Origin of the sequence: Congzhengia sp. (assembly GCF_037235575.1) — a bacterium.
Taxonomy (GTDB): domain Bacteria; phylum Bacillota; class Clostridia; order UBA1381; family UBA9506; genus Congzhengia; species Congzhengia minquanensis.
Map to the genome: position 1 here is coordinate 1 of NZ_JAXUNN010000022.1, position 24,193 is coordinate 24,193.

Genomic DNA, 24,193 nt, shown 5'->3' on the forward strand with positions numbered 1-24,193 from the left:
GGAATACCCTAAGTTCATCACGAGCTTTTTGCCCTGCAGCTGCGCCCTGTAACCAACGCCGTTCACTTCCAGTTTCTTTTCAAAACCGTCTGTTACGCCAACAACCATGTTGTTTAAAAGCGTTCTGGTCAGGCCGTGAAGCGCCTTGTGCATTTTTATTTCAGAAGGGCGGGAAACGGTTACTTCGCTGCCCTCAGTTTTAATAATCATGTCAGGATGTAATTCCTTTGTCAGCGTGCCTTTCGGACCCTTAACGGTAACCACGTTGCCGTCTGCAACCGTAACGGTTACGCCTGCGGGAACCGCGATAGGCATTCTTCCTATTCTGGACACTTACTTGCACCTCCTTAATTTATCTTGCTTACCAAACAAACGCCATAACTTCTCCGCCGACATTTTCTTTCCGTGCCTTTTTATCGGTCATAATGCCTTTGGATGTTGAAACGATTGCAATACCTAAGCCGCGGAGCACTTTTGGAAGCTCCTCTTTATTCTTGTATATTCTGAGTCCGGGTGTTGAAACTCTCTTAAGGCCGGAAATTGCCTTTTCTTTTCCGTTGTATTTAAGAGCGATTCGGATAATATTCTGTTTTCCGTCCTCTATGATTTGATAGTTCTTAATATATCCTTCCTCCAGCAGAATTTCGGCAATTGCCTTCTTCACGTTGGACGCAGGAACATCTACACAAATATGCTTCGCAGAATTCGCGTTTCTGATTCTCGTCAGCATATCCGCAATAGGATCGGTTGTATGCATCTTTATACCTCCTTCCGAATTGTAAAAATCTTACCAGCTTGCCTTTTTCACGCCGGGAATCTGTCCCTTATAAGCCAGTTCCCTGAAGCAGATACGGCAGATGCCGTATTTTCTGAGGTACGCGTGAGGACGACCGCAGATTTTGCATCTGTTATACTGTCTTGAGCTGAACTTAGGCGTTTTGCGCTGTTTATTTACCATCGCTTTCTTAGCCATTTAATTTCCTCCTCTACCCGAATTACTTCGTGGCGAACGGCGCGCCCATAAGTGAAAGAAGTGTTCTTGCTTCTTCATCTGTGTGAGCCGTTGTTACCATGATTATATCCATACCTCTGATTTTGTCAATCTTGTCGTAGTCAATTTCGGGGAAAATCAACTGTTCCTTAACGCCTACGCAATAGTTGCCGCGGCCGTCAAAGGAGTTGGGGTTGATTCCGCGGAAGTCTCTTACGCGCGGTAGCGCAACATTGAAGAATCTATCTAAAAATTCATACATTTTCGCGCCGCGAAGGGTTACCTTGCAGCCGATTGACATGCCTTCCCTGACTTTAAAGGAAGCCACAGATTTTCTTGCCTTTGTAATAATAGGCTTCTGGCCAGTAATCTGGGCCAGGTCGCTGACTGCGCCGTCTAACGCCTTTGCGTTGTCTTTCGCTTCGCCGCAGCCGATGTTTATAACAATCTTTTCAAGCTTCGGAATCTGCATAACGCTTTTATAGGAATACTTTTCCATCAAAGCCGGCGCAACTTCCTTGCTGTATTTTTCCTGCAATCTTGCCATCTGCTTTCTTTACCTCCTTTTGCAAAATTAGTCGTTAAAGGTCTCTCCGCACTTTTTGCAGTAACGAACTGAGCTTCCGTCCTCTAACACCTTGCGGGCAGCTCTTGTTGCTTTTTTACACTTACCGCAAACCACCATCACGTTCGACGCGTCAATTGCAAGCTCCTGCTTTACAATGCCGCCAACCTGACCCTGTGCTTTGGGCTTTACGTGCTTTGTTGCAACTGCAACCCCTTCAACAATGGTTTTGCCTTTCTTCGGCAGAACCTCAATTACTTTACCTTTTTTCCCTTTATCTTTTCCGGAAATGACAACTACCTCGTCGCCGGATTTAATATTCATTTTTGCCATTTTTCGGCTCCTCCTTCATTTAACTCGTTGAAAATTTAGAGTACCTCAGGCGCTAAAGAGAGAATTTTCATATATTCTTTTTCCCTCAGCTCTCTTGCAACAGGGCCGAATATACGCGTCCCTCTCGGGTTCTTGTCGTCTCTGATGATAACGGCCGCATTTTCGTCAAACTTGATGTATGTCCCGTCATTACGCCTTACGCCGGAAACTGACCTTACGATGACTGCCTTAACGACATCACCTTTTTTAACCACTCCCCCGGGCGTTGACTTTTTAACAGAAGCAACAACCACATCGCCGATTGCCGCGTATCTTCTTTTAGAACCGCCCAATACTCTGATACACATCAGTTCTTTTGCTCCGGTGTTATCCGCAACCTTCAAAAGCGTCTGCTGTTGAATCATATTGGTTACCTCCGTTTCTTAAATATCAATTATTGTGCTTTTTCCAAAATGCTAACCAGTCTCCATCTTTTATCTTTCGAGATTGGCCTTGTTTCCATAACCAACACCTTGTCGCCGATTCCGCAGGAATTGTTTTCGTCGTGGGCTTTCAGCTTATAGGTTCTCTTTATGATTTTGCCGTAAAGAGGGTGTTTAACATTATATTCAATTGCAACGACGATGGTTTTGTCCATTTTGTCGCTGACAACCTTTCCGATTCTCTGTTTTCTGAAATTTCTCGTTTCTGCCATGATCTCACTCCTTTCAAAGCTTTAATTTACTCTGCAAGCTTCCTCTCTGCCATAACTGTTTTAATCTTGGCAATGGTCTTTTTAACCTCGTGGATTCTCATTGGGTTATCCAGCTGATTTGTAGCATTCTGAAATCTTAAGTTAAAGAGTTCTTTCTTAAGGTCAGCGAGAGTAGTTTCAAGTTCTGTTCCGCTTAATTCGCGAATTTCGTTTACCTTCATCAAATTAACCCTCCATTTCTTCAGCTTCGCGGGCTACAAACTTACACTTAATAGGAAGTTTGTGCATAGCAAGACGAAGTGCCTCTCTTGCAATATCCTCCGTAACGCCGTCAATCTCAAAGAGAATTCTGCCGGGTTTTACAACAGCCACCCAATATTCCGGTGAACCTTTACCGCTACCCATACGGGTTTCAGCCGGTTTCTCGGTTACGGGCTTGTCGGGGAATATTTTAATCCAAACCTGGCCGCCTCTTTTGATGTAACGCGTCATTGCAATACGGGCAGCCTCAATCTGGTTGCTGGTAATCCAGGAAGACTCTAAAGCCTGCAGGCCGTAGCTTCCGTAGGTAACCTTGTTGCCGCGTGTGGCAACGCCCTTCATTCTGCCGCGCATTACTCTTCTGTATTTTACTCTTTTCGGTAATAACATGACTTATTTACCTCCCTTATTCTTTTTGCTCTCGGGAAGGATTTCTCCTTTATAAATCCAGACTTTTACACCGATTTTACCATAGGTTGTGTTTGCTTCTGCAAAGCCGTAATCAATGTCGGCTCTTAAAGTCTGCAGCGGAATTGTGCCCTCGTGATAGTGCTCAGACCGCGCAATTTCTGCGCCGCCCAAACGGCCGGAGCAAGTTGTTTTAATACCCTTTGCACCCAGCTTCATAGCTCTGCCCATGGTGGATTTCATTGCTTTTCTGAAAGAAATCCTGCGCTCAAGCTGACCTGCAATGTTTTCTGCAACCAGCTGTGCATTCATGTCGGGCTGTTTTACTTCTTCAATGTTTAATGCAACACTTTTGCCCGTCATGGTCTCCAATTCTTTTTTAACCTTCTCGATTTCGCTGCCGCCTTTACCGATGATAATACCGGGCTTTGCAGCAAAGATGTTGATTTTAATTCTCTTTGCCGTACGTTCAATTTCAATTTTTGCAACGCCTGCGGCATACAGTTTTGCTTTTAAGAATTTTCTTAATTTATAGTCTTCAACCAGGTAATCGCCGAAATCACGGTCGTTTGCAAACCATTTCGAATCCCAGTCTTTAATGATACCAACTCTTAAACCGTGTGGATGTACTTTCTGTCCCAAACTGAATCTACCTCCTTCTTAAAAATTATTCCTGACCAAGCTCTTTTAACACGATGGTAATGTGGCTTGTTCTTTTTCTAATTCTGAACGCTCTGCCCTGTGCCCTGGGGCGGACTCTTTTCAAGGTCGGTCCCTGGTTTGCATAAACTTCTGCAACATAGAGGTTGTTTTTGTCCATGTTGTGGTTGTTTTCAGCGTTCGCTGCCGCCGAGTTCAGCAGTTTTATCAGCAGTTCGCTGGCTGCCTTCGGCGTATTTTTCAAAATGCCCATTGCTTCGCCCACGGGCTTATTCCGAATCATATCGATTACGATTTTAACTTTTCTGGATGAAATCCGAGCGTAACTAAGTTTTGCTCTCGCTTCCACTAGTGACTCCTCCTCTCTTAAAAGGAAATATTATTTGCCGCTTGTTTTATTTCCGGCATGACCTTTAAATGTTCTTGTCGGTGCAAATTCACCAAGCTTGTGACCAACCATATCTTCCGATATAAACACCGGCACGTGTTTTCTGCCGTCGTGTACTGCGATGGTATGTCCTACCATTTCAGGGAAAATGGTTGAGCTTCTCGACCATGTCTTTAAAACTCTTTTTTCGTTGGCTTCGTTCATCTTAATAATTCTTGCCAAAAGTTTTTCCTGCACGAAAGGTCCTTTTTTAATCGATCTACCCATCTTAATCCTCCTTCGCCGAAGATTTCCCGGGGGATTTGCCCCGGGACTTTTCCGTTCCAAACATTATTTATCGTTTCTTCTCTTTACAATGAACTTGTCGTTTAAGTTCTTTTTCTTTCTGGTCTTCAGGCCCAAAGCCGGTTTACCCCAGGGGGTAACAGGTCCCGGACGTCCAACGGGGGACTTACCTTCACCACCGCCGTGGGGGTGGTCGCAGGGGTTCATTACGGAACCTCTCACCGTCGGTCTCCAGCCCATGTGGCGTTTTCTGCCGGCCTTACCAATGGAAACGTTCTCGTGGTCTAAGTTGCCGACCTGGCCGATGGTTGCCATGCAGTTCATTGCAATCAGGCGAACTTCGCCGGAGGGAAGCCGAACCTGTGAATATTTATCTTCTTTTGCCATGAGCTGTGCGCTTGCGCCTGCTGTGCGGACAAGCTGACCGCCCTTGCCAGGACGCAGCTCAATGTTGTGAATCAGCGTACCAACGGGAATGTTTGCAATGTGCATTGCATTGCCCGGCTTAATGTCTGCGCCTTCAGGGTTGGTAACAATTTTTGTTCCGTCTGTTACGCCTAAGGGTGCTAAGATGTATCTTCTTTCGCCGTCTTCATACTCTACCAATGCGATATTGGCAGACCTATTAGGATCATATTCAACACCAATTACGGTAGCCGTTCCAATTTTGTTTCTTTTAAAATCAATTACTCTGTATTTTCTTCTGTTACCGCCGCCTCTGTGACGAACGGTAATTCTGCCATAGCTGTTCCTGCCGCCGGTCTTGTTCATGGGCTCAAGCAGAGAGCGTTCCGGTTCTGTCTTTGTAATTTCATCAAAGGTGGAAACCGTCATGAATCTTCTTGCCGGAGACGTAGGATTATATTTTTTTATCGGCATCTACGTTCACTCCTTAATACAAATAGTTAATTAAACCATGCTCTCAAAGAATTCAATGGTTTTGCTGTCCTCGGTGAGCTTTACGACAGCTTTTTTATAGGCAGCGCGTCTGCCTTCATTTCTGCCCATTCTCTTCATTTTGCCGTCCATGTTAATGGTGGTAACCTTTGAAACCTTCACGTCGAAAATTTCTTCAACAGCCTTTTTAATTTCAATTTTGTTGGCGTCGGTTGCCACTTTAAACGTATATTTCTTGTCTGCCAGCATATCCATGCTGTTTTCTGTAATGACGGGCTTTAAAATAATATCGTAAGAGCTTTTCATTACGCATACACCTCCCCTAATTTGTCGGCGGCGTCTTTTGCTAAAATAACTTTTTTATACTTTAACACTTCATACACGTTGAGCATTCCAACGTAAGACACGCAGACTCCGGGAATGTTCTTAGCCGAAAGATAAACCTTTTCGTCTTTGTCGGCAAGAACAATCAATGTTTTTTCAGAAACCTCCAGGTTTTTGAGCATATTCACGATTGCTTTTGTTTTAATTTCCTCAACCGCAATGCTGTCTAAAAGGAGCATTTCATTGTCCGCAAGCTTTGCAGAAAGCGCGCTGCGCATTGCAAGCTGCTTAATCTTTTTGTTCACGCTTGTTCTGTAGCTTCTCGGCTTCGGCGCAAAAACCACGCCGCCGCCTGTCCACTGCGGGCTTCTGATAGAACCCTGCCTTGCACGGCCTGTTCCCTTTTGGCGCCACGGCTTAATGCCGCCGCCGCGAACTTCCGCACGGGTTAAAGCGCTCTGTGTGCCCTGCCTCTGATTGCCGAGGTAGCTGACTACTACTGTATGCATAGCCGTTTTATTCGGTTCAATTCCGAACACCGCGTCGCTCAGCGCGCAGTTTCCGACTTCTTTACCTTCCATATTAAATAATTTCGCGTTAGGCATTTCACTTCCTCCTTTCGTATCCGTTCTTGTTATGCCTTAACAGAATCTTTGATGATAACCATGCCGCCTTTGGGGCCTGGGATTGCGCCTTTGATTGCTAAAACGTTCTTCTCTGCGTCAACCAAAACGACTTCAAGATTCTGAATTGTTACTTTTTCAACGCCCAGGTGACCGGCAAGCTTTTTGCCTTTCATAACACGGGACGGTGTAGAACATGCGCCCAGCGAGCCCGGGCCTCTGTGGTAACCGGAACCGTGGGTCATAGGACCTCTGTGCGCGCCCCAGCGTTTAATCGGGCCGGCATAACCTTTACCCTTTGTGATGCCGGTTACGTCAACCGCATCACCGGCAGCGAATACGTCCGCCTTAATTTCATCGCCGACATTCATTTCGGAGGAATTGTCGAGTTTGAGCTCGCGGAGATATTTCATATATCCCGTTCCTGCCTTTTTAAAATGTCCCTGCATTGCTTTCGGCGTATGCTTTTCTTTCTTTTCGCCGAAACCAACCTGAACAGCCTCATAACCGTCGCTGTCCACTGTTTTTTTCTGGATTACCCTGCACGGGCCTGCTTCAACAACGGTAACGGGAATTAAAACGCCGTTTTCGCCGAAAAGCTGCGTCATGCCGAGCTTTTTGCCTAAAATCGCTTTCTTCATAAAAGCACCTCCAATTTTTGGTTATTGGTTCGTCCAATTGCCAGACGAACATGACCCGCCGCGTCGCTGAAAAGAATGCGGCAGTGCCTTTTTTCAAGCCGCTTTGCAGCTTGCCCAAGCGTAAATTTGCGAAACGCTTAGTTCTTTATCTCAATGTCAACACCTGCGGGCAGCTCAATTCTCATGAGAGCGTCAACCGTTTTCGGTGTAGGCAGCAAGATTTCGATTAATCTTTTGTGAGTTCTCATCTCAAACTGTTCTCTCGAGTCCTTGTACTTGTGAACAGCACGGAGAATGGTTACGATTTCCTTCTTTGTGGGAAGGGGAATCGGGCCTGATACCTTTGCTCCGTTTCTTCTTGCTGTTTCCACAATTTTTTCTGCGGACTGGTCTAACAACACGTGGTCGTAAGATTTGAGTCTGATTCTCATTTTCTGGCTTGCCTGTGCCATTTGTGTTTCCTCCTTAAATCAAATTTTTGTCTGTGATGGAACGACGTTTTCTAAGACACCGAGCCGGGCGTTTAGCGCCCGCTCATAAATAATACCGAAAACCAAATCGGTCTCCGGGTCTTAAAAATGCTCAATCTGCACAAACGGACACACGCTCAGGGCACAACTGTCCCCAGCGCCTCTTTTGTAATAAGTAAGCCGTTTTGCGTATGACTGTCGCCCGGTTTCATGAATCGGACATTCTCCATGGAAAAACCCGCTTATTTGCGCGCGGCAACCTCCCACTTCCTCGTATGCCATGTCACAGCCCTTATATTATACTATAATTCTTAGCATTATTGCAAGTTTTTTCTCATAAAACCGAAAAAAATATATACCAAAATTTTTCATGTATTTCGCAAGTATATTTGTGCATATTTCACCACTGCCGCAGGCGCCTGTAAAAAACGCCCGAGACACACCTCAAATGGCGTAAAAAAAATTGAAACTCACCTTCTCCTATGATATAATAGTATCATTACATAAAAAAGGAACCCAACATGAAACAATTCACCATCACAAAAAACGACGCAGGTCAACGGCTGGACAAATATTTAATCAAAACCTTAAAAACCATGCCCAAAAGCCTGGTGTATAAATCCCTGCGGAAAAAGAAAGTGAAAATTAACGGCAAACGTATTACCGACGGCGGGCTTATGCTGTATGAGGGCGACGTTTTGGAGGCCTACATAAACGACGAGTTTTTTGAGCTGAAAGACAGCGAAAAAGAATTTCTGCTCCTCACCTCCGCCTCCTTAGACATTGTATATGAGGACGAAAACATTCTTTTGGCAAACAAACCCCAGGGCTTAAGCGTTCACGCTGACGAAACCGGCTCGCCGGACACGCTGATTAACCGCATTCAAAAATATTTGTACGACAAGGGCGAATATGACCCAGGGCAAGACCGCACCTTTGCCCCCGCCCTGGCCCACCGCATTGACCGCAACACACAGGGGCTTGTTTTAGCGGCAAAAAACGCCGAGGCCCTGCGGGTACTGTGCGAAAAAATAAAACAAAAGGAAATTAAAAAATATTACCTTTGCATTGTCTGCGGCCATCTTCCTGAACCAAGCGCAACCTTAAGGGCTTATCACAGGAAAGACGAAACCACAAAACAGGCCAAAATATTTGACCGCCCCGCTCCCGGCGCAAAAGAGATTATCACAAAATATAAAGTGGTGAAACGTTTCAAAAACCACGACCTGGCGGAGGTGCTGCTTGTCACAGGCCGCACCCACCAAATCCGCGCTCACATGGCCCATATCGGTCATCCCCTTTTCGGTGACGGCAAATATGGCCGGCCGGACAAAACCCTTTCACAAACCCGCCAGGCGCTCATTGCATATAAAATTCGGTTTGATTTTCAAACCGACGCAGGCGTTCTTTCCTATTTAAAGGGAATGGAGCTGAAAGTGAAAAACCCCGTGCTTTGTGAAGCTGACATAGAAAACCAACTGTAGGAGGATTTAAAATGGAAAAAAGAACATTTCAAAACTTAGACGTGGAAAGCTCGTTGTTGGGCTTTGGCTGCATGCGCTTTCCCTTAGACAAAAACGGCAAAATCGACGAGCCCCTGGCAGAACAAATGATGGATGACGCCATGGCCGCAGGCGTTACATACTACGACACGGCGGTGCCCTATCACGAGGGCAGCAGTGAGCCGTTTGTAGGCCGCGTTTTAGAAAAATATCCCAGGGAGTCTTACCTTTTGGCAACCAAGCTTCCCTGCTGGGACGTAAACGACAAATCCGACGTGCGCAGGCTGTTCGACATGCAGATGAAAAAACTGAACAAAGACTATTTCGACTTTTACCTGCTCCACGCTCTGGATTTGGGCCGTTTCCGCAAAATGCGGGACTTAGGCGTAATTGAAGAATGTGAAAAGCTGAAAGCCGAGGGAAAAATCCGCTTTTTGGGCTTTTCATTCCACGACAACTACGAGGCCTTTGAAGAAATGATTGCCTACAGGAAATGGGACTTCTGCCAATTGCAGATTAACTATATGGACCAAAACGACCAGGCGGGCCTTAAAGGGCTAAAGCTGGCAGAGAGCTTAGGCGTGCCCGTTATCGTGATGGAGCCTGTTAAAGGCGGCCAGCTCGCTGTTCTTCCTGACGATGTGAAGACCCCCTTTGAAAAACTTGACAGCACAAAATCCGCTTCCTCCTGGGCGCTCCGCTGGGTTGCCTCACAGCCCAACGTGAAAGTAATTTTAAGCGGCATGTCTACTCCTGCACAGGTGTCAGACAATTTAAACACCTTCACCAATTTTAAGCCCCTCACACAAGAGGAGTTTGCGGCGGTGGACGAGGTAATGCACAACTTAAAAGCCCGGGTGAAAAACGGCTGCACCGCCTGCCGCTACTGCATGCCCTGCCCCGCCGGGGTGGACATTCCCGGAAACTTTGCCCATTGGAACGGCTACGGCATGTATGAAAACCGGGAAACCGCCCTCCGCGGCTGGAAAAACAATATGCCAGAGGAAAAACAGGCCAAAAACTGCATTGGCTGCGGCAAGTGCGAAACCGTCTGTCCCCAGCAGCTGCACATCCGTGAAGACTTAAAACAGGTGCAGGCTACGTTTGACGGGCTGTTAAAGGAGTAAGCAATGAAACACATAAAAAAAATTGCAAGTTTTGAGGCCGACCACAGGTTTATCACCCCGGGGATTTATGTTTCCCGCACCGACGGTGACATCACCACCTACGACCTGCGCACCAGAAAGCCCAACTGCGGCGACTATATGGACAACCGCACAATGCATTCAGTTGAACATCTGTTTGCCACCTATGTACGGAACTCAGAAATTGCCGAAAACGTGGTCTATTTTGGCCCTATGGGCTGTCAAACTGGGTTTTATCTGCTGGTGAGAAACGCAGACAATAAAACGGTGCGCTGGGTGGTTTTGGAAATGCTGAAAAAAATTGCGGCCCACACAGGTGAAATGTTTGGAAACAGCGAAATTGAGTGCGGAAACTTTCGCAATCTTAGCGTGGAAGATGCACAGCGCGAATGTGCGCGCTTTTTAGAAGATTTAAAAAACGACCGGAATAATTTTGAATATCCAAAGGGGGACCAAAAATGATTGGCATTATCGGAGCAATGGGAGTTGAAATCCAGTCGCTTGTGCAAATGCTGGAAAACCGCGAAACCGTTACCGTGAGCGGAATTGAATATGCAAAAGGCACCATTCACAACAGAGAAGTTGTTCTGGCTGTGTGCGGCATCGGCAAAGTGTTTGCCGCCGTGTGCGCCCAAACCATGATTTTAAAATTTGCCCCCGACGTGATTATTAACACCGGCGTGGCCGGCACGCTCACCGAAAGCCTCACCATCGGCGACATTGCAGTTTCGGAAAACGTGGCCCAGCACGACATGGACACCACCGCCCTGGGCGACCCTGCCGGGTTCCTCTCTGGCATTAACATCATTAAAATCCCGGCGGACGGAAAAACCCGCCAGCTGTTGGTGGATTGCATCAAACAGCTGGGCGTAAACTACCGCACAGGAACAATTTGCTCCGGCGACCAATTTTTAGCCTCCCAAGAAGTGAAGGACAGAATTGTTAAAAACTTTGGCGCCATTGCCGGCGAAATGGAGGGCGGCGCCATTGGGCAGGTTTGCTTTATTAACAACGTTAAGTTCTGTGTTTTGCGAGCCATTTCCGACCGGGCAGACGGTTCCGGCGCAGAAAACTATTTTGAATTTTTAGAACAGGCCGCCCAAACCGCGGTGAACGTGATTGACAGATTTATAAAAATGAGCGGGGAATAAATCCCCGCTCATTTTCTTTTTCCGCGCGCTCTGCAAAAACGGCTCTTGCATATGCCCCTTTTGCATTGCCTTGTTATTTAAATTGAGAGAAGCCGCTGGCCAATCCGGTACAGAAAGCCCATAAATTCTGCCGCGGCGGTGGCGGGAACGTGTCCGTAAACCAACTCAAAGCTGAAAACCTCCGGCAGTCCGCCAAGCTTTAATGCGTTCACGCAAGATACCCAGTCGATTTTTCCAAGATAAGGCACCAGATGTAAATCGGCATTCAAATAGTTGTCGTGCACATGGGTACAGCGGATTTTATTCTCCATTTTTTCAATGGCTTCGCTTTGTTTTTCCTGGTAAGACACTGCTCCGTGGCCAAAATCCCAGCAACAGCAAACGGCGTCGCAGTGAAATTTTTCAATCAGCGCATTTAAATCCTCTGTTTTTGAGCAGTTTCTGGGAACGTCCGAATCTTCAAACAGATTTTCAAAGGCAATGCCAACGCCGTGCTTTTCCGCCCGTTCCACCACAGGCGCAAAATATTCATAGTTAAACCGCAGCGCAGCTTCCGGCGAATAAACAAGGCGATCAAAGTCAAATTCATCACCATGCACAACCAAATAGCTTGCGCTTAGCTCAATTGCGGCGCTGAGGCTTTCATCTACCAATTTTTTATGGTTTTCCGAGCTGCCATATTGGTGATATCGGTTAAAGGGTGCGTGGCACTGATAAACAGACAGGCCGTTTCGTTCAAAACAGCTTTGTGTCTGCTCTAAATCCCCCCGCCAGTTTTGGGTTACATCGGGCGTGTAGTCTAAAAGATGAAAGCCTGCTTCTTTCACCGTTTTTGCAGCCTGGGGTATTCCAATGTCCTTTGATAAATATTCTAAATTAAAACATAGTTCCATGTGCCCCACTCCTTTTCAAAAGTTTTTCTTAATTGTATTACAGCGGGGTGTAAATTGCAACACAAATTTCGTAGAAATTTTTATTTACAAACCCAATTTTTTTTGATATACTGTCCCCAAAAGGGAGGGAGAGAAGAAATTGAACAAAATTTTAGTGGTAGGCTCTGTTAACATTGATTTGGTGATAAAAACGGAACGAATTCCAAGCCTGGGCGAAACCGTGTCGGGCAGCGGGTTTTCCACCATCTGCGGCGGCAAGGGTGCAAATCAGGCGGTCGCCATTGCCAAAAGCGGCGGCGACGTTACCATGCTGGCCTGCGTGGGGGATGATGTTTACGGCAAAATGGCAATTTCTAACTTAAACCAGGCCGGCGTGTGTCCGGCTGTGAAGGTGTGCGATAACGCCCCCACCGGCGTGGCGGTAATAACGGTTTGCGGCGGCGACAACCACATTATTTTAGACGCCGGGGCCAACGGTTTGGTCACAAAAGAAATGATTGCGGCAAACGAGGCGCTGTTTCAAGCGGCAGACATTGTGGTGCTTCAGCTGGAAATTCCCATGGAAGCTGTGGAAACGGCGGCGCGCCTGGCAAAAAAGCACGGATGCACGGTGGTTTTAAACCCTGCGCCGTTTCAGCACTTGTCCCGTGAGCTTATTTTAAATGTGGACCTTTTTGTCCCCAACGAATTTGAAGCGTCACAGGTGGTTGGGTTCGAAATCAGCGGAAAAGAGCAAGTGAAAAAAGCAATTTGCGCACTGGAGGAAATGGGCATAAAACAGCCCGTTATTACCCTGGGGGCCCAGGGCTCTGCGTTTCGGTATGGCGGCGAGGTTGTTTTTCAGCCAGCATTCCGCGTAACTGCGGTAGACACCACCGCCGCAGGCGACACATTTATCGGCGGGATTTGTGCTTGTCTTTGCCGCGGATTAACCTTAAAAGAAAGCGTTCGCTATGCGTCCGCCGCATCGGCCATCGCGGTGAGCAGGTTTGGTGCAAGCGTGTCTGTTCCTAGTAAAGAGGAGGTCTTGGCATTTCTTTCATTATCAAATTGTGAATAATTTAACAATTTTTATAAAAAGGGTTGAAATTGTAAAAGATGAATGATATAATATGTTTGAAATCGTTAAAAAAATAACAATCAAACATATTTTATTATTAAAGGAGGCCATCATTATGGCAAGATTTACGTTACCAAGAGACCTGTTTTATGGAAAGGGTTCGCTTTCCGAACTCAAAAACCTTGTTGGAAAGAAAGCCATTGTTGTAACCGGCGGCGGTTCTATGCGCCGCAGCGGCTTTCTGCAAAAAACCGAGGACTATTTAAAGGAAGCGGGCATGGAGGTTACCCTGTTTGAAGGCGTTGAGCCAGATCCGTCTGTTGAAACGGTTATGAAGGGCGCGAAAGCGATGACGGATTTTGAGCCGGATTGGATTGTATCCATCGGCGGCGGCTCCCCCATTGACGCGGCAAAGGCAATGTGGGCGTTTTATGAATATCCCGACACCACGTTTGAAGCGCTGTGCACACCGTTTAACTTCCCGAAACTGCGCACAAAGGCAAAATTCTGCGCAATTCCTTCAACCTCCGGCACGGCAACCGAGGTTACGGCGTTCTCTGTTATCACAGACTATGCAAAGGGCATTAAATATCCCCTGGCAGATTTTGAAATTACCCCCGACGTTGCAATTGTAGATCCCGATTTGGTTGAAACTCTGCCGTCGAAACAGGTGGCATATACGGGAATGGACGCGCTGACACACGCCATTGAAGCGTTTGTTTCCACGCTGAACTCCCCCTTCACCGACCCGCTGGCTATAAAAGCCATTGAAATGGTGTTCGACTATCTGCCGGAATCCTACCGCGGCGACATGCACGCAAGGGAAGAAATGCACTATGCGCAGTGTTTGGCAGGCCAGGCATTTTCAAACGCGCTTTTGGGCATTGTCCATTCCATGGCCCACAAGACAGGCGCGGCGTTCTCAACCGGCCACATTCCCCACGGGTGCGCAAACGCTATGTATCTGCCCTATGTTATCAAATATAACGCAAAAGACCCTGTTGCAAGCAGCCGCTATGCGGAAATTGCAAAACGGGTTGGCCTTTCCGGTCTTTCTGAAAAGTCGTTAATCAATGCATTAATTGAAAAGATTGAGTGCTTTAACAAGACTCTGGGAATTCCGAAAACCATGAAGGATTTCGGTGTGGAAGAGGCCGAATTTAAAGCCAAACTGAAAGACATTGCGGCTAACGCTGTGGGCGATGCCTGCACAGGTTCGAACCCAAGGCAAATTACGCCGGAGCAGATGGAACAGTTATTTACCTGCATTTATTACGGCACAGAAGTTGATTTTTAATTCCTGCAAAATAAAAGAAAACGGAACGCAGTTTGCGTTCCGTTTTCTTTTATTTGTTTAGCTTTCGATATTCTGTGGGCGTTATATTTTCTAAAAGCTTAAACAGCTTTGTAAAATAGCTCTGGTCGCAAAATCCGCTTTGCTCTGAAATGTCCCCTAAGGAAAATTCTGTTTCAAGCAGCAGTTTTTTTGCTTTGGAAAGCCGCAGCTCCTGACGATAGCGATAAACCGAGGTGCCTGTTTTCTCCTTAAACAGGTGGCACAAATAAAACTTGGAGGCTGATAGGCGTTCCGCCATATCGTCCAGCGTAAAATCCTGCGTCAGGTTTTCACTGATATAGTCCATCATTCTGCCAAACACCGCGCCGGCCCCATCGCTTACCGTTTTGTTCGCCGAAAGAATGGAAACTACCCTTTCAACCAACGCAAGGCTTGCACCACCCACTAAAAGCTCTGAAATGGCACCGTCTAAGGCGCGGCGGTCAATTTGGTGCATTTGGCTGCACGAAACGCCAAAGCGACTAAATATTTTCTCTAATGCGTCCTGTGGTTCGGCAGTGTTTACAAGCAGTTTTATATATTCTTCGTCGGAATACAGCGCAAGCTCGCCATAAGGGTTTTTGTCCTCCCCGCGATATTCTCCCAGCCTGCTTACGGTGCTACGTTTTATATTTTCCCCGCGCCCGGCCTTAATGTCGTCTTCTGTGAATTTGCACAGCAAAATTTCCCGTGCGTCCTTTAACGCTTCGGCCATGGACTTTTTAAAACAGCCCCGCTCCCGGTCGTAGATAACATAAATGTTTCCGTCGCCGTCCTCCGTTACGTCGGGATATGACACATCGTTCCGCCCGTCAAGCAGTAGGCTCCATTTCCACGTTGCTCCGTCGTCGTCTGAAAGAAGCGCGGTTAAATTGTTCCTGCCGGTAAAATTCACATGGTTTATGAGCAGAACGCTGCCCGACCGCAGTCTTCTGATATGAAACCGTGAGCAGGGGCCACCCAACTTGCTGTCGAAAGCCGTGGTCCAGGTTTTCCCACGGTCATAAGACACACTTTCCCCAATGCCGTAGGTGGTGCGGACATACATGTGAACCGTGCCGTCCTGCTTTTCCAGCAGCATGTGCTCGTCAAAGCTGCGGGAGGGGACAATGGCGCCGCCAATGCGAGAAATGGTTTTACCCCGGTCTGCCGATTTTAATACCGCAGAACCGCCAACAGTGCTTTCGCCGAACACATCTTGCTGACCGGGGAAGCCGTAGAGTCTCCCATCCCAAAAGGCACTGGGGAAAAGCCACTCGCCGGAAGTGAGCACAATGGGCTTGTTTAACATCACCTCGCCGCTGAGGCAAAACTCGTCTGACCAAACTAAGGGTTCTGCGTCCGGATTGTCACAAATCACGGCTTTCACACATCTTGCGGGGTGCTCCGCCCAAATAAACCACAGCCTGCCGTTTGGGTCTATCCACAAACAGGGGTCGTAACACCGGCCATGTTCGCCGATATACGCCACGGCCACCGGGTCGGCCCACGTTTTGCCGTCATCTGCGCTTACCAAAAGCGCGCAGTAGTTTCCCACGGTTTCTTTGGTGTTACCGGAATAAAGTGCGGCAAACAGCTTTCCTCCCCTTGTTTTTTCAATTGCCGGAATCCCCTGCCAAAGCCGGGTTTCGGGCGCAAACTTTTTTAACTGTTCATTCTTTGTTATCAGCATAACAATCACCTCGTGATAACCATATCACAAATGACGCAAAACGGGTTATAACCCGATTGCGAATTATTTCTGCTTGTGAAAAATATAAATCCAGCTTTCAAAATCTTTGCTGTGGCGAAAGGCAAGCCCCACATCTTCCAGCACCGCGCCGGAAAACACCTCGCCCGTTTCCTCGCAGGCGTATTCGCTTGCCCGGTCTAACCCGCTCATTTTCACAAAGTGGGGCGCGCCGTTTATTTTTCCCAGCGTGCAGCAATGGAACAGCACTGCCGTGTTTTTATCCTCTGACAAAAACTCCACAGAGGAACAGTCGGTTTCAAAGGGAGAATCTAAACGATACATGTCGCCAAAGTGCACAACAGACTCAATTTTTTTTGAAAGTGCAATCTGCTCTTTCATTTCGGCAATGGTTTCATCTGTTGCTTTGGACAAATCAAACTCATAGCCAAACTGCCCTGTCATAGCCACGTGTCCCCGGGTTTTCATGGGCACAAAACGGTGCAGGCTGTGGTGGGGGTAGGCCGAAACATGGGCCCCCTGCATGACGGCGGGCATCACCAGGCTTGTTCCATACTGAATTTTTAAACGCGCAATGGCGTCGGAGTTGTCGCTGGTCCAATACTGGTCGAAATAATACATCTGTCCCGGATCAAACCGTCCGCCGCCGCTGGCGCACCCCTCAAACAGCACGTTGGGAAACGCGGTGGTAATGGTTTCTAAAATCTCATAAAGCCCTAAAATATACCGGTGCGCCACCTCGCTTTGCCGCTCGGGCGGAAGCATGGCCGAGCCGATGTCGGTAAAGTTGCGGTTATAGTCCCATTTGATGTAGGAGATGGGGTTATTTTTCAAAATATCGGTTAAAAATCCAATAATAAAGTCCCGCACGTCCTGCCGCGTCAGGTCTAAAATCAATTGCTGCCGGCCCAAATTCCGTTCCCGGCCTTCAGCATGAATGCACCAGTCGGGGTGCATTTCATAAAGCTTGCTTTTGGGCGAAATCATCTCCGGTTCGAACCAGAGACCGAACTTCAGCCCCAGCCCCTCAATTTTTTCTGCCAAACCGCCAATGCCGTTTGGCAGCTTTTCTTGGTTGGGGAACCAGTCCCCCAGCGAGGTAGTGTCGTCGTTGCGGTTGCCGAACCAGCCGTCGTCCAGCACCATCAGCTCCACGCCTGCCTCTTTAGCTTTTTGCGCAATGGCAATAATTTTGTCTTCATTAAACTGAAACGTTGTGGCCTCCCAGTTGTTTGCCAAAACAGGGCGGTTTTTGTCCCGGAACGTGCCCCGGGCAAGCCTGGTGCGGTAGAGCCGGTGATAGGTGCGGGACATTCCGCCAAACCCTTTGCCGGAATAAACCATAACGGCCTCCGGCGCGGTAAAGGTTTCGCCGGGATTTAAGCGCCAGTTAAAGTCGAAGGGATTCATGCCGATAAACGCACGGGAGATATGAAACTCATTTACCTCTGTTCCGGCAACAAAGTTTCCGCTGTAAACCAGGCTGAAGCCGAAAACCTCGCCTGAATTTTCGCGGGCGCCTTTTTCCGCCAGCGCCAGAAACGGGCTGTGCATATGGCCCGACGAACCGCGCTTGCTGTCCACCGACTGGATGCCGAAGGCAAGCGGCCGGCGGGTAATGTTGCACTCGTCTGTCCATGTTCCGCCCAGAGTAACCAGGTCGAAATCAGCGCTTAAAAAGTCCACGCTGGCGCTCATAACAGAGGTGATGTCCACTGTCTGTTCGCCGTTGTTTTCCACGCGCACACTGCGGCAGATAGCATCTGTTTCCTCATAGGCTGTGTAGCTTAAAATGATGTTTAGCCCGGTAAGCTCGTCCGTCAGGGTTAGTTCTAATGTCTGGGCCTCTGCGTCGCTTTCCGTGTAGGTAGACGGCAGGCCGCACAGCCGGGGCTTTCCGTCCATAATTCTGTGGCCGGCATACACGGCGTTTGTAATTCTTGAACCGTTTTCATACCGCGCTGAAAACGCCGGGGTTTTCAGGTCGGTATTCCCGTAAAAGGGATACTCCTGCGGCATAAGCTCCAGCCGAAAATCGTCTTCTTTTCCAATAAATTCCGGACTTTTGGCGTAAACCGAAGGCCTGTCCCCCAGTTTGTTTAAAAAGACGGCAAGGCCCTGAGTGTTTTCCAGCCGCTTGCCGTAGTAGAGGTGAACGGGATATTTCCCATGGGCAATGCAGAATATGTAGGATGAATGTTTTGTTTTTAAGTGAAACAGTTTTTCTGTTTCATTCCATAAAATCGGCAAAAGACTCCCTCCAAACTGAAAAATAATTGAGTGAAAAATTATTATAACACAGGGGGTATTCTAAGTCAAGAAACCGGCAAAAATTTATAAAACCCATTGCATGTTGGCATTTTTTGTTATATAATAGATTCCATAATAATGATAAAAGGAAGGGATTGTATGCAGTTTCAGAAACTGTCCGATTTATTAGATTCGTTTTTAGAAATTGGAATTCCGGGCGTGGACTGTGTCGTTTATCAAGACCACGAGGAAGCGTTCCGCCACCGGGCAGGATATTCCGATTTGGAGCGGAAGCTTCCCATTACGGGAAAGGAAACCTATTTTTTGTTTTCCTGCTCAAAGGTGGTTACCTGCGCCGCGGCGCTCACGCTTTTAGAGCGCGGCAAGTTTTTGCTGACAGACCCGCTTGCGGCCTATATTCCGGAATTTTCTGAAATGGTTTTAACCAACGGAGAAAAAGCAAAAACCGAAATTAAAATCCGCGACCTGTTCACCATGTCGGCAGGCTTTACCTATGACATTGCGTCTCCCTCCATTACCCAGGTCATCCGTGAAAAAAATGGCCGTGCAACAACCCTCGACGTTGTCCGCGCCATTGCAAAGGAGCCGCTGTCCTTCGAGCCGGGCACTCACTGGCAATACAGCCTATGCCACGACGTGCTGGCAGGTCTGGTGGAGGTGGTTTCCGGCAAACGGTTCGGTGAGTATGTAACAGAAACTATTTTTGAACCCCTGGGGATGACGAAAACGTCGTTTGGCGTTTCCGATAAAAATAAGGAGCAGTTAGCGCCCCTCTATCGGTTTAACGACGAAACCAACCGGCCGGAGCTGCAAAAAAGAGACTGCAGCTATATTTTAACGCCGGAATATGAAAGCGGCGGCGCAGGAATGGTTTCCTGCACGGATGATTATATTTTATTTGCCGACGCATTGGCAAACGGCGGCGTTGGCAAAAACGGCAGCAGAATTTTGTCGCCGGCCACGGTTGATTTAATGCGGACGAACTGTTTAGAGGGCGCCGCTTTAACAGATTTAAACTGGATTCAGCACACAGGCTATGGTTATGGCCTAGGCGTGCGCACCATGATCGACCGGGCTAAGGGCGGCGCAATTGGCCCCGTTGGAGAATTTGGCTGGGGCGGCGCAGCAGGATCTTATGTTTTAATCGACCCAAGCAGCCGCACGGCGCTGTTTTATTGCCAGCACATGCTGAACAACAAAGAGCCCTACACTCACCCGAGACTTCGGAACGTATTGTATGCATGTGTGGATTAGCAAAATATATGAAACAACAATTCATGTAATTTGCTTTTTTGTGCTTAATATGGAAAAATGACATATTTTATGCTATAATATTTTTAAACTTCCGGAGGTTACAAATTAAATGACATTTACCTTTAAACACACAAAATTTGCCTGCTACTGCGGCTATATCGTCAGTGCGGTTATCAATAACTTTACGCCACTTTTGTTTATCATTTTCCAAACAGATTTTGGCATAACAATGGGACAGCTCAGCTTTTTAATTACCTTAAATTTCGGCGTACAGATGACGGTGGACTTTTTAGGCGCTCATTTTGCAGACAAAATCGGCTACAAAATTTCTGTGGTGGCGGCAAACATTTTCTCTGCCGCCGGGCTGATTTTAATGGGTACGCTTCCCTTCTTAATGAACCCGTTTGCCGGGCTGGTAATTGCGGTCGTGACCTATGCCGTGGGCAGCGGCCTGTTAGAGGTGTTGGTAAGCCCCATTGTAGAGGCGCTCCCCACAGACGGAAAAGCCGCGTCCATGAGCTTATTGCACTCGTTCTACTGCTGGGGACACGTGGCGGTGGTGCTGCTCACCACGCTTTACTTCAGCATTTTCGGCACAAAAAACTGGACTGTTATATGCGTTATTTGGGCTATTCTACCCATTTTCACCGCCCTGCTTTACTCCCAGGTGCCAATTAACTCATTTACCAATGAAGAAAACAAAATCCCCATCAGAAAGCTGTTTGGAATAAAAATCTTTTGGGTGTTTTTAATTTTAATGCTGTGCTCCGGCGCGGCAGAACAGGGAATGGCGCAATGGGCGTCGCTGTTTGCAGAGTCTGCCCTGGGTGTGTCGAAAACCGTAGGCGATTTGTTCGGGCCGTGTATGTTTGCAATCACAATGGGAATTTCCAGGGTGGTTTACGGAAAAGCGGCGGCAAAGTTAAACCTTGCAAATTACATTTTAACCTGTGCCGGGTTGTGCATTGCGAGCTACCTGTTGGTTTCCCTCTCGCCAAACAGCGTTCTGTCGCTGATTGGGTGTGCGCTCTGCGGCTTTTCCGTGGGCGTAATGTGGCCGGGAGTTTTGTCCTTAGCGGCTGGGCGGTGCCCTCAGGGAGGCACGGCGCTGTTTGCGCTTTTGGCCCTTGCAGGCGACGTTGGCTGCTTTACAGGCCCCAACACAGCGGCGGCAATTTCTGAAAAATTTACCATTGGGGGTTCTGCTTTAAAAGCCGGCCTTTTAGGCTGTGTGATTTTCCCCGTAATTATGATTTTGTGTACCTTCGTGTTAAAAGTGATGAAAGACAGGAAAGAAAAAAACCATGAATAAATTTTTTTCTCACCTAAAAACCATTTTAAAGCACCGACACACGGTAATTGTCCACTGCTATAAAGCAGGAATCCTTTGGCGGGGGCTTCTGCACGATTTGTCCAAGTTTTCGTGGACGGAATTTTCGGCAGGGGTGAAATACTATCAAGGCACCCGCAGCCCAAACGAAGGCGAGCGGGAGCAAAAGGGCTATTCTGCCGCCTGGATGCACCACAAGGGCAGAAACCGCCACCACTTTGAATATTGGACGGACTACAACCCCGAAACCAAAAAGGTTGGACCTGTGAAAATGCCCGTTGTGTTTGTAAAAGAGATGTTCTGCGACCGGGTGGCGGCAAGCAAGGTGTATCAGGGCAAAAATTATCAAAACGCACAGCCCTTAGAATATTTTCAGCGAGGAAAGGCAAGAAGGGCCATTCATCCCGAAACATCAGACCTTTTGGAAAGCTGGCTGGTTATGCTCAAAGACCAGGGAGAAGAAAAAACTTTTGCTTATATTAAGAAAATAAAAAAAGGCATTGAACGTTGATAAGCTGAAAAGGCTGAAACAAATAGAGGTACCAAAACGATGGAATTAAAACAAAATTATTACGGCAGCTTGTGCACCGAAATGTATGAAATTTTACATAAAAAGGCGCCGCAGGACGAACTGGAATTTTATCTGTCCTATGCAAAACAAGGAGAAAAAATTTTAGAACCTTTGTGCGGAAGCGGACGTTTTCTTATCCCCTTTATGGAAAGGGGCCTTCATATCAGCGGAATAGATTTGTCGGGTGAAATGCTGGAAAAACTAAAACATAAGGCATCAGATGCACAAGTTATTCAGGCAGATATTACAGACTATGCCTGCGAGGAAAAATTTCATTATATTTTTATTTCCTCCGGCTCAGTTTCATTGTTCACAGACATAGGCTTGTGTAAAACTATTTTAAACAAATTGAAAAAATTGCTGCTGCCTGGGGGTAAATTGGTTTTTGCAGTCGATACAGTTGCCGATCGGTGTCCAGATGACAGCGAATACAATGTATCAGTTTCTGTAAAGACCAAAGAGGGATTTGATTTAATCTTAAAAAGTAAAAATTATTATAACGAAAAAAGTCAAACACAGTTTTCCCCAAGCATCTATGAACTATATAATGGAACAGAACTGATACAAAGTGAGCCTATGGATTTTCAAACACATCTTTATCAGTTCGGAGAAATGGAACAATATTTGATGGAAATCGGATTTACAACAATTAAAACGTATTCCTCTTTTTCCAAAGACATTGCCATTGACAATAACTGTGATATGTTTTTATTTGAATGCAGCTATTAAAAAAATTTTAATTTATAAAAGGGTTTCAGATTCAATCCCGTCTATAAAACCAATAAAATACAGAATGAAAGGAAGACAAAAATGAAAAATTTAAAAATCTCGGTATTCACACGAACGGCGCTTTTAACAGCAGTGATTTTCGTCCTGTCCTTTACGCCCATTGGATATTTAAAGGTGGGGCCCTTTGATATTACGTTTCTAACCATTCCGGTTATCATCGGCGCTATTACAACCGGGCCTTCAGTGGGTGCGTTTTTAGGTGCCATATTCGGCCTTACCAGTTTTATGCAGGCGGTTGGCGGTGCAAGCCCGTTAGGAAGCGTGTTATTTTCCATTAACCCGTTCTTCTCTGCCATTTTGTGCTTTATTCCCAGAATTTTAATGGGCTGGCTCTGCGGCCTGTTATACCGGGGCTTAAACCGCAAAGGAAATGACAGCGTAGTTTCCGTGTGCATTGCCAGCATTTCCGGTGCACTGATGAATACACTGTTTTTCATGTCTGCGTTTCTGCTATTCTTTGGAAACACAGAATATGTTTTGAACATGCGCGGCGGCGTAAACGTGTTTGCCTTTTTAACCGCAATGGTGGGCGTGAACGGCGTGGTGGAGGCAGTTTCCTGCGCGGTAATCGGCACGGCAATCAGCAAACCGCTGTTGAAAGTCCTGAAAAAAGGGAATGAAGCATGAAAGAAATCAGCATCTTAGAAATTGAAAATATAAAGATTGGAAACGCCGAAAATCAGGAGGCAAAAACGGGCGTTACGGCCATTCTCTGTGAAACCTGCGCCCCCTGCGGCGTGGATATTCGCGGCGGCGGCCCCGCCTCCAGGGAAACGCCTCTTTTGTCGCCCTTAGCGGCGTCAACCGGCGTGCACGCAGTTTTGCTGTGCGGCGGCAGCGCCTTTGGGCTTGATGCGGCAGGCGGCGCAATGCGCTATTTAGAAGAAAAAGGCATTGGGTTTGACACAGGTATTACAAAGGTGCCGCTGGTTTGCGCCTCTTCCATTTTTGATTTGGGTCTGGGCGACAAAAACGTGCGGCCCGATTTTAACATGGGCTATCGGGCTTGCGTAAATGCAGAAGCGGGAAACTATCAAAACGGCAGCTTCGGTGCTGGCTGCGGCGCAACAGTTGGAAAGTTTTTGGGCCCGGAATTTGCTTTAAAATCGGGCATTGGCTCTTTTGCCGTTCAGCTTGGTACACTGAAGGTGGGGGCAATTGCTTGCGTAAATGCCTTAGGCGATATTTATCAGGGCGGCAAAATTGTTGCCGGACTGCTGTCTGAGGACAAAAAGGGATTTCGCAGCACCTGTGACGAAATGCTGAAATCTATCCAACGGGTAGACAACCCCTTTGTGGGAAACACCACCATTGGTGTGGTTGTTACCAACGGAAAATTCTCAAAATCTGAAATGAACAAAATTGCGCAGATGGCTCACAACGGCCTGGTGCGATGCATTTCTCCCGTTAACACCTCGGCGGACGGGGACAGCATTTATGCCATGTCGGTCGGAGATGTGAATGCAGACGTGAATGTAACAGGCACCATTGCGGCGGAGGTTGTGGAACAAGCAATTATAAACGCGGTAATGAGCGCAGCCCCCGGCAGCGGACTGCCCTGTGCAAAAGATATTTGTGCATAAAGCAAAAACCCCTTCCCGGCAAAGCTTTGCCGGGAAGGGGTTTTTTAAAGAGGGTATTTTATGGTTAATATAGGGGTA

Annotated in this window: 32 protein-coding genes; 12 read left to right on the forward strand and 20 right to left on the reverse strand. The window is 47.3% G+C overall.

The features are described from left to right. The 17 genes from WIG73_RS03945 to rpsJ form a co-directional block, all read right to left on the reverse strand. Positions 1 to 333 (reverse strand): 50S ribosomal protein L6 (locus WIG73_RS03945; protein ID WP_337399380.1); only part of this gene is annotated, 333 nt, incomplete at its 3' end. Positions 334 to 361: 28 nt separating this feature from the next. Next, positions 362 to 757: a 30S ribosomal protein S8 gene (gene rpsH / locus WIG73_RS03950; RefSeq protein ID WP_177679823.1), complete on the reverse strand. Its 396-nt coding sequence runs from the start codon at positions 755 to 757 to the stop codon at positions 362 to 364. Between the two features lie 30 nt (positions 758 to 787). Continuing rightward, positions 788 to 973: a type Z 30S ribosomal protein S14 gene (locus tag WIG73_RS03955; RefSeq protein WP_177679822.1), complete on the reverse strand. Its 186-nt coding sequence runs from the start codon at positions 971 to 973 to the stop codon at positions 788 to 790. 22 nt (positions 974 to 995) lie between these two features. After that, positions 996 to 1,538 (reverse strand): 50S ribosomal protein L5, encoded by a 543-nt coding sequence (gene rplE, locus WIG73_RS03960; protein WP_177679821.1) that lies wholly within the window; start codon positions 1,536 to 1,538, stop codon positions 996 to 998. A 27-nt stretch (positions 1,539 to 1,565) separates the two neighbouring features. Beyond that, positions 1,566 to 1,889, reverse strand: a complete 324-nt coding sequence (gene rplX, locus WIG73_RS03965) for a 50S ribosomal protein L24 (protein WP_177679820.1) — start codon at positions 1,887 to 1,889, stop codon at positions 1,566 to 1,568. A gap of 35 nt (positions 1,890 to 1,924) precedes the next feature. Beyond that, entirely contained in the window at positions 1,925 to 2,293 is a 369-nt protein-coding gene (rplN, locus tag WIG73_RS03970; protein WP_177679819.1) for a 50S ribosomal protein L14, read from the reverse strand. Between the two features lie 29 nt (positions 2,294 to 2,322). Continuing rightward, a complete protein-coding gene (gene rpsQ / locus WIG73_RS03975) occupies positions 2,323 to 2,583 on the reverse strand; it encodes a 30S ribosomal protein S17 (RefSeq protein WP_177679818.1) in 261 nt (86 codons plus the stop codon). Between the two features lie 26 nt (positions 2,584 to 2,609). Further along, positions 2,610 to 2,804, reverse strand: a complete 195-nt coding sequence (gene rpmC, locus WIG73_RS03980; RefSeq protein ID WP_177679817.1) for a 50S ribosomal protein L29 — start codon at positions 2,802 to 2,804, stop codon at positions 2,610 to 2,612. A 4-nt stretch (positions 2,805 to 2,808) separates the two neighbouring features. After that, positions 2,809 to 3,234, reverse strand: coding sequence for a 50S ribosomal protein L16 (gene rplP, locus WIG73_RS03985; protein WP_177679816.1), 426 nt, complete (start codon positions 3,232 to 3,234; stop codon positions 2,809 to 2,811). A gap of 3 nt (positions 3,235 to 3,237) precedes the next feature. Continuing rightward, a complete protein-coding gene (rpsC, locus tag WIG73_RS03990; protein WP_177679815.1) occupies positions 3,238 to 3,894 on the reverse strand; it encodes a 30S ribosomal protein S3 in 657 nt (218 codons plus the stop codon). A 25-nt stretch (positions 3,895 to 3,919) separates the two neighbouring features. Further along, positions 3,920 to 4,261: a 50S ribosomal protein L22 gene (gene rplV, locus WIG73_RS03995; protein ID WP_177679814.1), complete on the reverse strand. Its 342-nt coding sequence runs from the start codon at positions 4,259 to 4,261 to the stop codon at positions 3,920 to 3,922. A 30-nt stretch (positions 4,262 to 4,291) separates the two neighbouring features. Next, positions 4,292 to 4,567: a 30S ribosomal protein S19 gene (gene rpsS, locus WIG73_RS04000; RefSeq protein ID WP_177679813.1), complete on the reverse strand. Its 276-nt coding sequence runs from the start codon at positions 4,565 to 4,567 to the stop codon at positions 4,292 to 4,294. Between the two features lie 63 nt (positions 4,568 to 4,630). Next, positions 4,631 to 5,464, reverse strand: a complete 834-nt coding sequence (gene rplB, locus WIG73_RS04005) for a 50S ribosomal protein L2 (protein WP_177679812.1) — start codon at positions 5,462 to 5,464, stop codon at positions 4,631 to 4,633. Between the two features lie 30 nt (positions 5,465 to 5,494). Beyond that, positions 5,495 to 5,788, reverse strand: coding sequence for a 50S ribosomal protein L23 (gene rplW, locus WIG73_RS04010; protein WP_249311154.1), 294 nt, complete (start codon positions 5,786 to 5,788; stop codon positions 5,495 to 5,497). Further along, complete coding sequence (gene rplD, locus WIG73_RS04015) at positions 5,788 to 6,411, reverse strand: 50S ribosomal protein L4 (RefSeq protein WP_337399382.1); 624 nt, start codon at positions 6,409 to 6,411, stop codon at positions 5,788 to 5,790. Before rplD ends, rplW begins: the two co-directional genes overlap by 1 nt. A 29-nt stretch (positions 6,412 to 6,440) precedes the next feature. Further along, positions 6,441 to 7,070 carry a 50S ribosomal protein L3 gene (gene rplC / locus WIG73_RS04020; protein WP_177679178.1) on the reverse strand — a complete coding sequence of 210 codons (630 nt, stop codon included), beginning with the start codon at positions 7,068 to 7,070 and terminating at the stop codon, positions 6,441 to 6,443. 137 nt (positions 7,071 to 7,207) lie between these two features. After that, the gene (gene rpsJ, locus WIG73_RS04025; RefSeq protein ID WP_177679181.1) at positions 7,208 to 7,522 is read right to left on the reverse strand and encodes a 30S ribosomal protein S10; all 315 of its coding nucleotides are present in this window, start codon (positions 7,520 to 7,522) and stop codon (positions 7,208 to 7,210) included. 539 nt (positions 7,523 to 8,061) lie between these two features. On the opposite strand from rpsJ, the gene WIG73_RS04030 reads away from it, so the two are divergent. Genes WIG73_RS04030 through WIG73_RS04045 form a run of 4 tightly spaced genes read left to right on the forward strand, consistent with a single transcriptional unit; the run spans position 8,062 to position 11,338 of the window. Further along, complete coding sequence (locus WIG73_RS04030) at positions 8,062 to 9,024, forward strand: RluA family pseudouridine synthase (protein WP_337399383.1); 963 nt, start codon at positions 8,062 to 8,064, stop codon at positions 9,022 to 9,024. A gap of 11 nt (positions 9,025 to 9,035) precedes the next feature. Further along, positions 9,036 to 10,169: an aldo/keto reductase gene (locus WIG73_RS04035; RefSeq protein WP_337399384.1), complete on the forward strand. Its 1,134-nt coding sequence runs from the start codon at positions 9,036 to 9,038 to the stop codon at positions 10,167 to 10,169. 3 nt (positions 10,170 to 10,172) lie between these two features. Further along, complete coding sequence (locus WIG73_RS04040; protein WP_337399385.1) at positions 10,173 to 10,649, forward strand: S-ribosylhomocysteine lyase; 477 nt, start codon at positions 10,173 to 10,175, stop codon at positions 10,647 to 10,649. Then, positions 10,646 to 11,338, forward strand: coding sequence for a 5'-methylthioadenosine/adenosylhomocysteine nucleosidase (locus WIG73_RS04045; RefSeq protein WP_337399386.1), 693 nt, complete (start codon positions 10,646 to 10,648; stop codon positions 11,336 to 11,338). Before WIG73_RS04040 ends, WIG73_RS04045 begins: the two co-directional genes overlap by 4 nt. Positions 11,339 to 11,415: 77 nt before the next feature. Here WIG73_RS04045 and WIG73_RS04050 read toward each other — a convergent pair whose 3' ends face one another. Beyond that, the gene (locus WIG73_RS04050; RefSeq protein WP_337399387.1) at positions 11,416 to 12,231 is read right to left on the reverse strand and encodes a sugar phosphate isomerase/epimerase; all 816 of its coding nucleotides are present in this window, start codon (positions 12,229 to 12,231) and stop codon (positions 11,416 to 11,418) included. A 139-nt stretch (positions 12,232 to 12,370) separates the two neighbouring features. Between WIG73_RS04050 and rbsK the strand changes: the two genes are divergently transcribed. Together rbsK and WIG73_RS04060 are read left to right on the forward strand one after the other, a co-directional pair. Next, complete coding sequence (rbsK, locus tag WIG73_RS04055) at positions 12,371 to 13,291, forward strand: ribokinase (RefSeq protein WP_337399389.1); 921 nt, start codon at positions 12,371 to 12,373, stop codon at positions 13,289 to 13,291. Positions 13,292 to 13,406: 115 nt separating this feature from the next. Next, positions 13,407 to 14,588 carry an iron-containing alcohol dehydrogenase gene (locus WIG73_RS04060; protein WP_337399391.1) on the forward strand — a complete coding sequence of 394 codons (1,182 nt, stop codon included), beginning with the start codon at positions 13,407 to 13,409 and terminating at the stop codon, positions 14,586 to 14,588. A 49-nt stretch (positions 14,589 to 14,637) separates the two neighbouring features. On the opposite strand, the gene WIG73_RS04065 is transcribed toward WIG73_RS04060, so the two are convergent. Beyond that, positions 14,638 to 16,299, reverse strand: coding sequence for a helix-turn-helix domain-containing protein (locus WIG73_RS04065; protein ID WP_337399392.1), 1,662 nt, complete (start codon positions 16,297 to 16,299; stop codon positions 14,638 to 14,640). A 63-nt stretch (positions 16,300 to 16,362) separates the two neighbouring features. Continuing rightward, positions 16,363 to 18,567: an alpha-galactosidase gene (locus tag WIG73_RS04070; protein ID WP_337399393.1), complete on the reverse strand. Its 2,205-nt coding sequence runs from the start codon at positions 18,565 to 18,567 to the stop codon at positions 16,363 to 16,365. Between the two features lie 159 nt (positions 18,568 to 18,726). On the opposite strand from WIG73_RS04070, the gene WIG73_RS04075 reads away from it, so the two are divergent. The 6 genes from WIG73_RS04075 (at position 18,727) to WIG73_RS04100 (ending at position 24,115) form a co-directional block, all read left to right on the forward strand. Then, complete coding sequence (locus tag WIG73_RS04075; RefSeq protein WP_337399394.1) at positions 18,727 to 19,842, forward strand: serine hydrolase domain-containing protein; 1,116 nt, start codon at positions 18,727 to 18,729, stop codon at positions 19,840 to 19,842. Between the two features lie 109 nt (positions 19,843 to 19,951). Then, positions 19,952 to 21,154 carry an MFS transporter gene (locus WIG73_RS04080; protein ID WP_337399395.1) on the forward strand — a complete coding sequence of 401 codons (1,203 nt, stop codon included), beginning with the start codon at positions 19,952 to 19,954 and terminating at the stop codon, positions 21,152 to 21,154. Continuing rightward, the gene (locus tag WIG73_RS04085) at positions 21,147 to 21,683 is read left to right on the forward strand and encodes a DUF5662 family protein (protein WP_249311172.1); all 537 of its coding nucleotides are present in this window, start codon (positions 21,147 to 21,149) and stop codon (positions 21,681 to 21,683) included. Before WIG73_RS04080 ends, WIG73_RS04085 begins: the two co-directional genes overlap by 8 nt. 39 nt (positions 21,684 to 21,722) lie before the next feature. After that, complete coding sequence (locus tag WIG73_RS04090; protein ID WP_337399397.1) at positions 21,723 to 22,472, forward strand: class I SAM-dependent methyltransferase; 750 nt, start codon at positions 21,723 to 21,725, stop codon at positions 22,470 to 22,472. An 81-nt stretch (positions 22,473 to 22,553) separates the two neighbouring features. Further along, positions 22,554 to 23,159, forward strand: coding sequence for an ECF transporter S component (locus tag WIG73_RS04095; protein ID WP_337399399.1), 606 nt, complete (start codon positions 22,554 to 22,556; stop codon positions 23,157 to 23,159). Continuing rightward, positions 23,156 to 24,115, forward strand: a complete 960-nt coding sequence (locus WIG73_RS04100; protein WP_337399401.1) for a P1 family peptidase — start codon at positions 23,156 to 23,158, stop codon at positions 24,113 to 24,115. Before WIG73_RS04095 ends, WIG73_RS04100 begins: the two co-directional genes overlap by 4 nt. The last annotated feature ends 78 nt before the right edge of the window (positions 24,116 to 24,193 follow it).

Excerpts from the sequence above, each read along its gene's own strand:
- rpsH (WP_177679823.1), bottom strand. The coding sequence starts at position 757 with ATGCATACAACCGATCCTATTGCGGATATGCTGACGAGAATCAGAAAC.
- WIG73_RS03955 (WP_177679822.1), bottom strand. The coding sequence starts at position 973 with ATGGCTAAGAAAGCGATGGTAAATAAACAGCGCAAAACGCCTAAGTTC.
- rplE (WP_177679821.1), bottom strand. The coding sequence starts at position 1,538 with ATGGCAAGATTGCAGGAAAAATACAGCAAGGAAGTTGCGCCGGCTTTG.
- rplX (WP_177679820.1), bottom strand. The coding sequence starts at position 1,889 with ATGGCAAAAATGAATATTAAATCCGGCGACGAGGTAGTTGTCATTTCC.
- rplN (WP_177679819.1), bottom strand. The coding sequence starts at position 2,293 with ATGATTCAACAGCAGACGCTTTTGAAGGTTGCGGATAACACCGGAGCA.
- rpsQ (WP_177679818.1), bottom strand. The coding sequence starts at position 2,583 with ATGGCAGAAACGAGAAATTTCAGAAAACAGAGAATCGGAAAGGTTGTC.
- rpmC (WP_177679817.1), bottom strand. The coding sequence starts at position 2,804 with ATGAAGGTAAACGAAATTCGCGAATTAAGCGGAACAGAACTTGAAACT.
- rplP (WP_177679816.1), bottom strand. The coding sequence starts at position 3,234 with ATGTTATTACCGAAAAGAGTAAAATACAGAAGAGTAATGCGCGGCAGA.
- rpsS (WP_177679813.1), bottom strand. The coding sequence starts at position 4,567 with ATGGGTAGATCGATTAAAAAAGGACCTTTCGTGCAGGAAAAACTTTTG.
- rplB (WP_177679812.1), bottom strand. The coding sequence starts at position 5,464 with ATGCCGATAAAAAAATATAATCCTACGTCTCCGGCAAGAAGATTCATG.
- rplW (WP_249311154.1), bottom strand. The coding sequence starts at position 5,788 with ATGAAAAGCTCTTACGATATTATTTTAAAGCCCGTCATTACAGAAAAC.
- rplD (WP_337399382.1), bottom strand. The coding sequence starts at position 6,411 with ATGCCTAACGCGAAATTATTTAATATGGAAGGTAAAGAAGTCGGAAAC.
- rplC (WP_177679178.1), bottom strand. The coding sequence starts at position 7,070 with ATGAAGAAAGCGATTTTAGGCAAAAAGCTCGGCATGACGCAGCTTTTC.
- rpsJ (WP_177679181.1), bottom strand. The coding sequence starts at position 7,522 with ATGGCACAGGCAAGCCAGAAAATGAGAATCAGACTCAAATCTTACGAC.
- WIG73_RS04030 (WP_337399383.1), top strand. The coding sequence starts at position 8,062 with ATGAAACAATTCACCATCACAAAAAACGACGCAGGTCAACGGCTGGAC.
- WIG73_RS04035 (WP_337399384.1), top strand. The coding sequence starts at position 9,036 with ATGGAAAAAAGAACATTTCAAAACTTAGACGTGGAAAGCTCGTTGTTG.
- WIG73_RS04040 (WP_337399385.1), top strand. The coding sequence starts at position 10,173 with ATGAAACACATAAAAAAAATTGCAAGTTTTGAGGCCGACCACAGGTTT.
- WIG73_RS04045 (WP_337399386.1), top strand. The coding sequence starts at position 10,646 with ATGATTGGCATTATCGGAGCAATGGGAGTTGAAATCCAGTCGCTTGTG.
- WIG73_RS04050 (WP_337399387.1), bottom strand. The coding sequence starts at position 12,231 with ATGGAACTATGTTTTAATTTAGAATATTTATCAAAGGACATTGGAATA.
- WIG73_RS04060 (WP_337399391.1), top strand. The coding sequence starts at position 13,407 with ATGGCAAGATTTACGTTACCAAGAGACCTGTTTTATGGAAAGGGTTCG.
- WIG73_RS04065 (WP_337399392.1), bottom strand. The coding sequence starts at position 16,299 with ATGCTGATAACAAAGAATGAACAGTTAAAAAAGTTTGCGCCCGAAACC.
- WIG73_RS04075 (WP_337399394.1), top strand. The coding sequence starts at position 18,727 with ATGCAGTTTCAGAAACTGTCCGATTTATTAGATTCGTTTTTAGAAATT.
- WIG73_RS04080 (WP_337399395.1), top strand. The coding sequence starts at position 19,952 with ATGACATTTACCTTTAAACACACAAAATTTGCCTGCTACTGCGGCTAT.
- WIG73_RS04085 (WP_249311172.1), top strand. The coding sequence starts at position 21,147 with ATGAATAAATTTTTTTCTCACCTAAAAACCATTTTAAAGCACCGACAC.
- WIG73_RS04090 (WP_337399397.1), top strand. The coding sequence starts at position 21,723 with ATGGAATTAAAACAAAATTATTACGGCAGCTTGTGCACCGAAATGTAT.
- WIG73_RS04095 (WP_337399399.1), top strand. The coding sequence starts at position 22,554 with ATGAAAAATTTAAAAATCTCGGTATTCACACGAACGGCGCTTTTAACA.
- WIG73_RS04100 (WP_337399401.1), top strand. The coding sequence starts at position 23,156 with ATGAAAGAAATCAGCATCTTAGAAATTGAAAATATAAAGATTGGAAAC.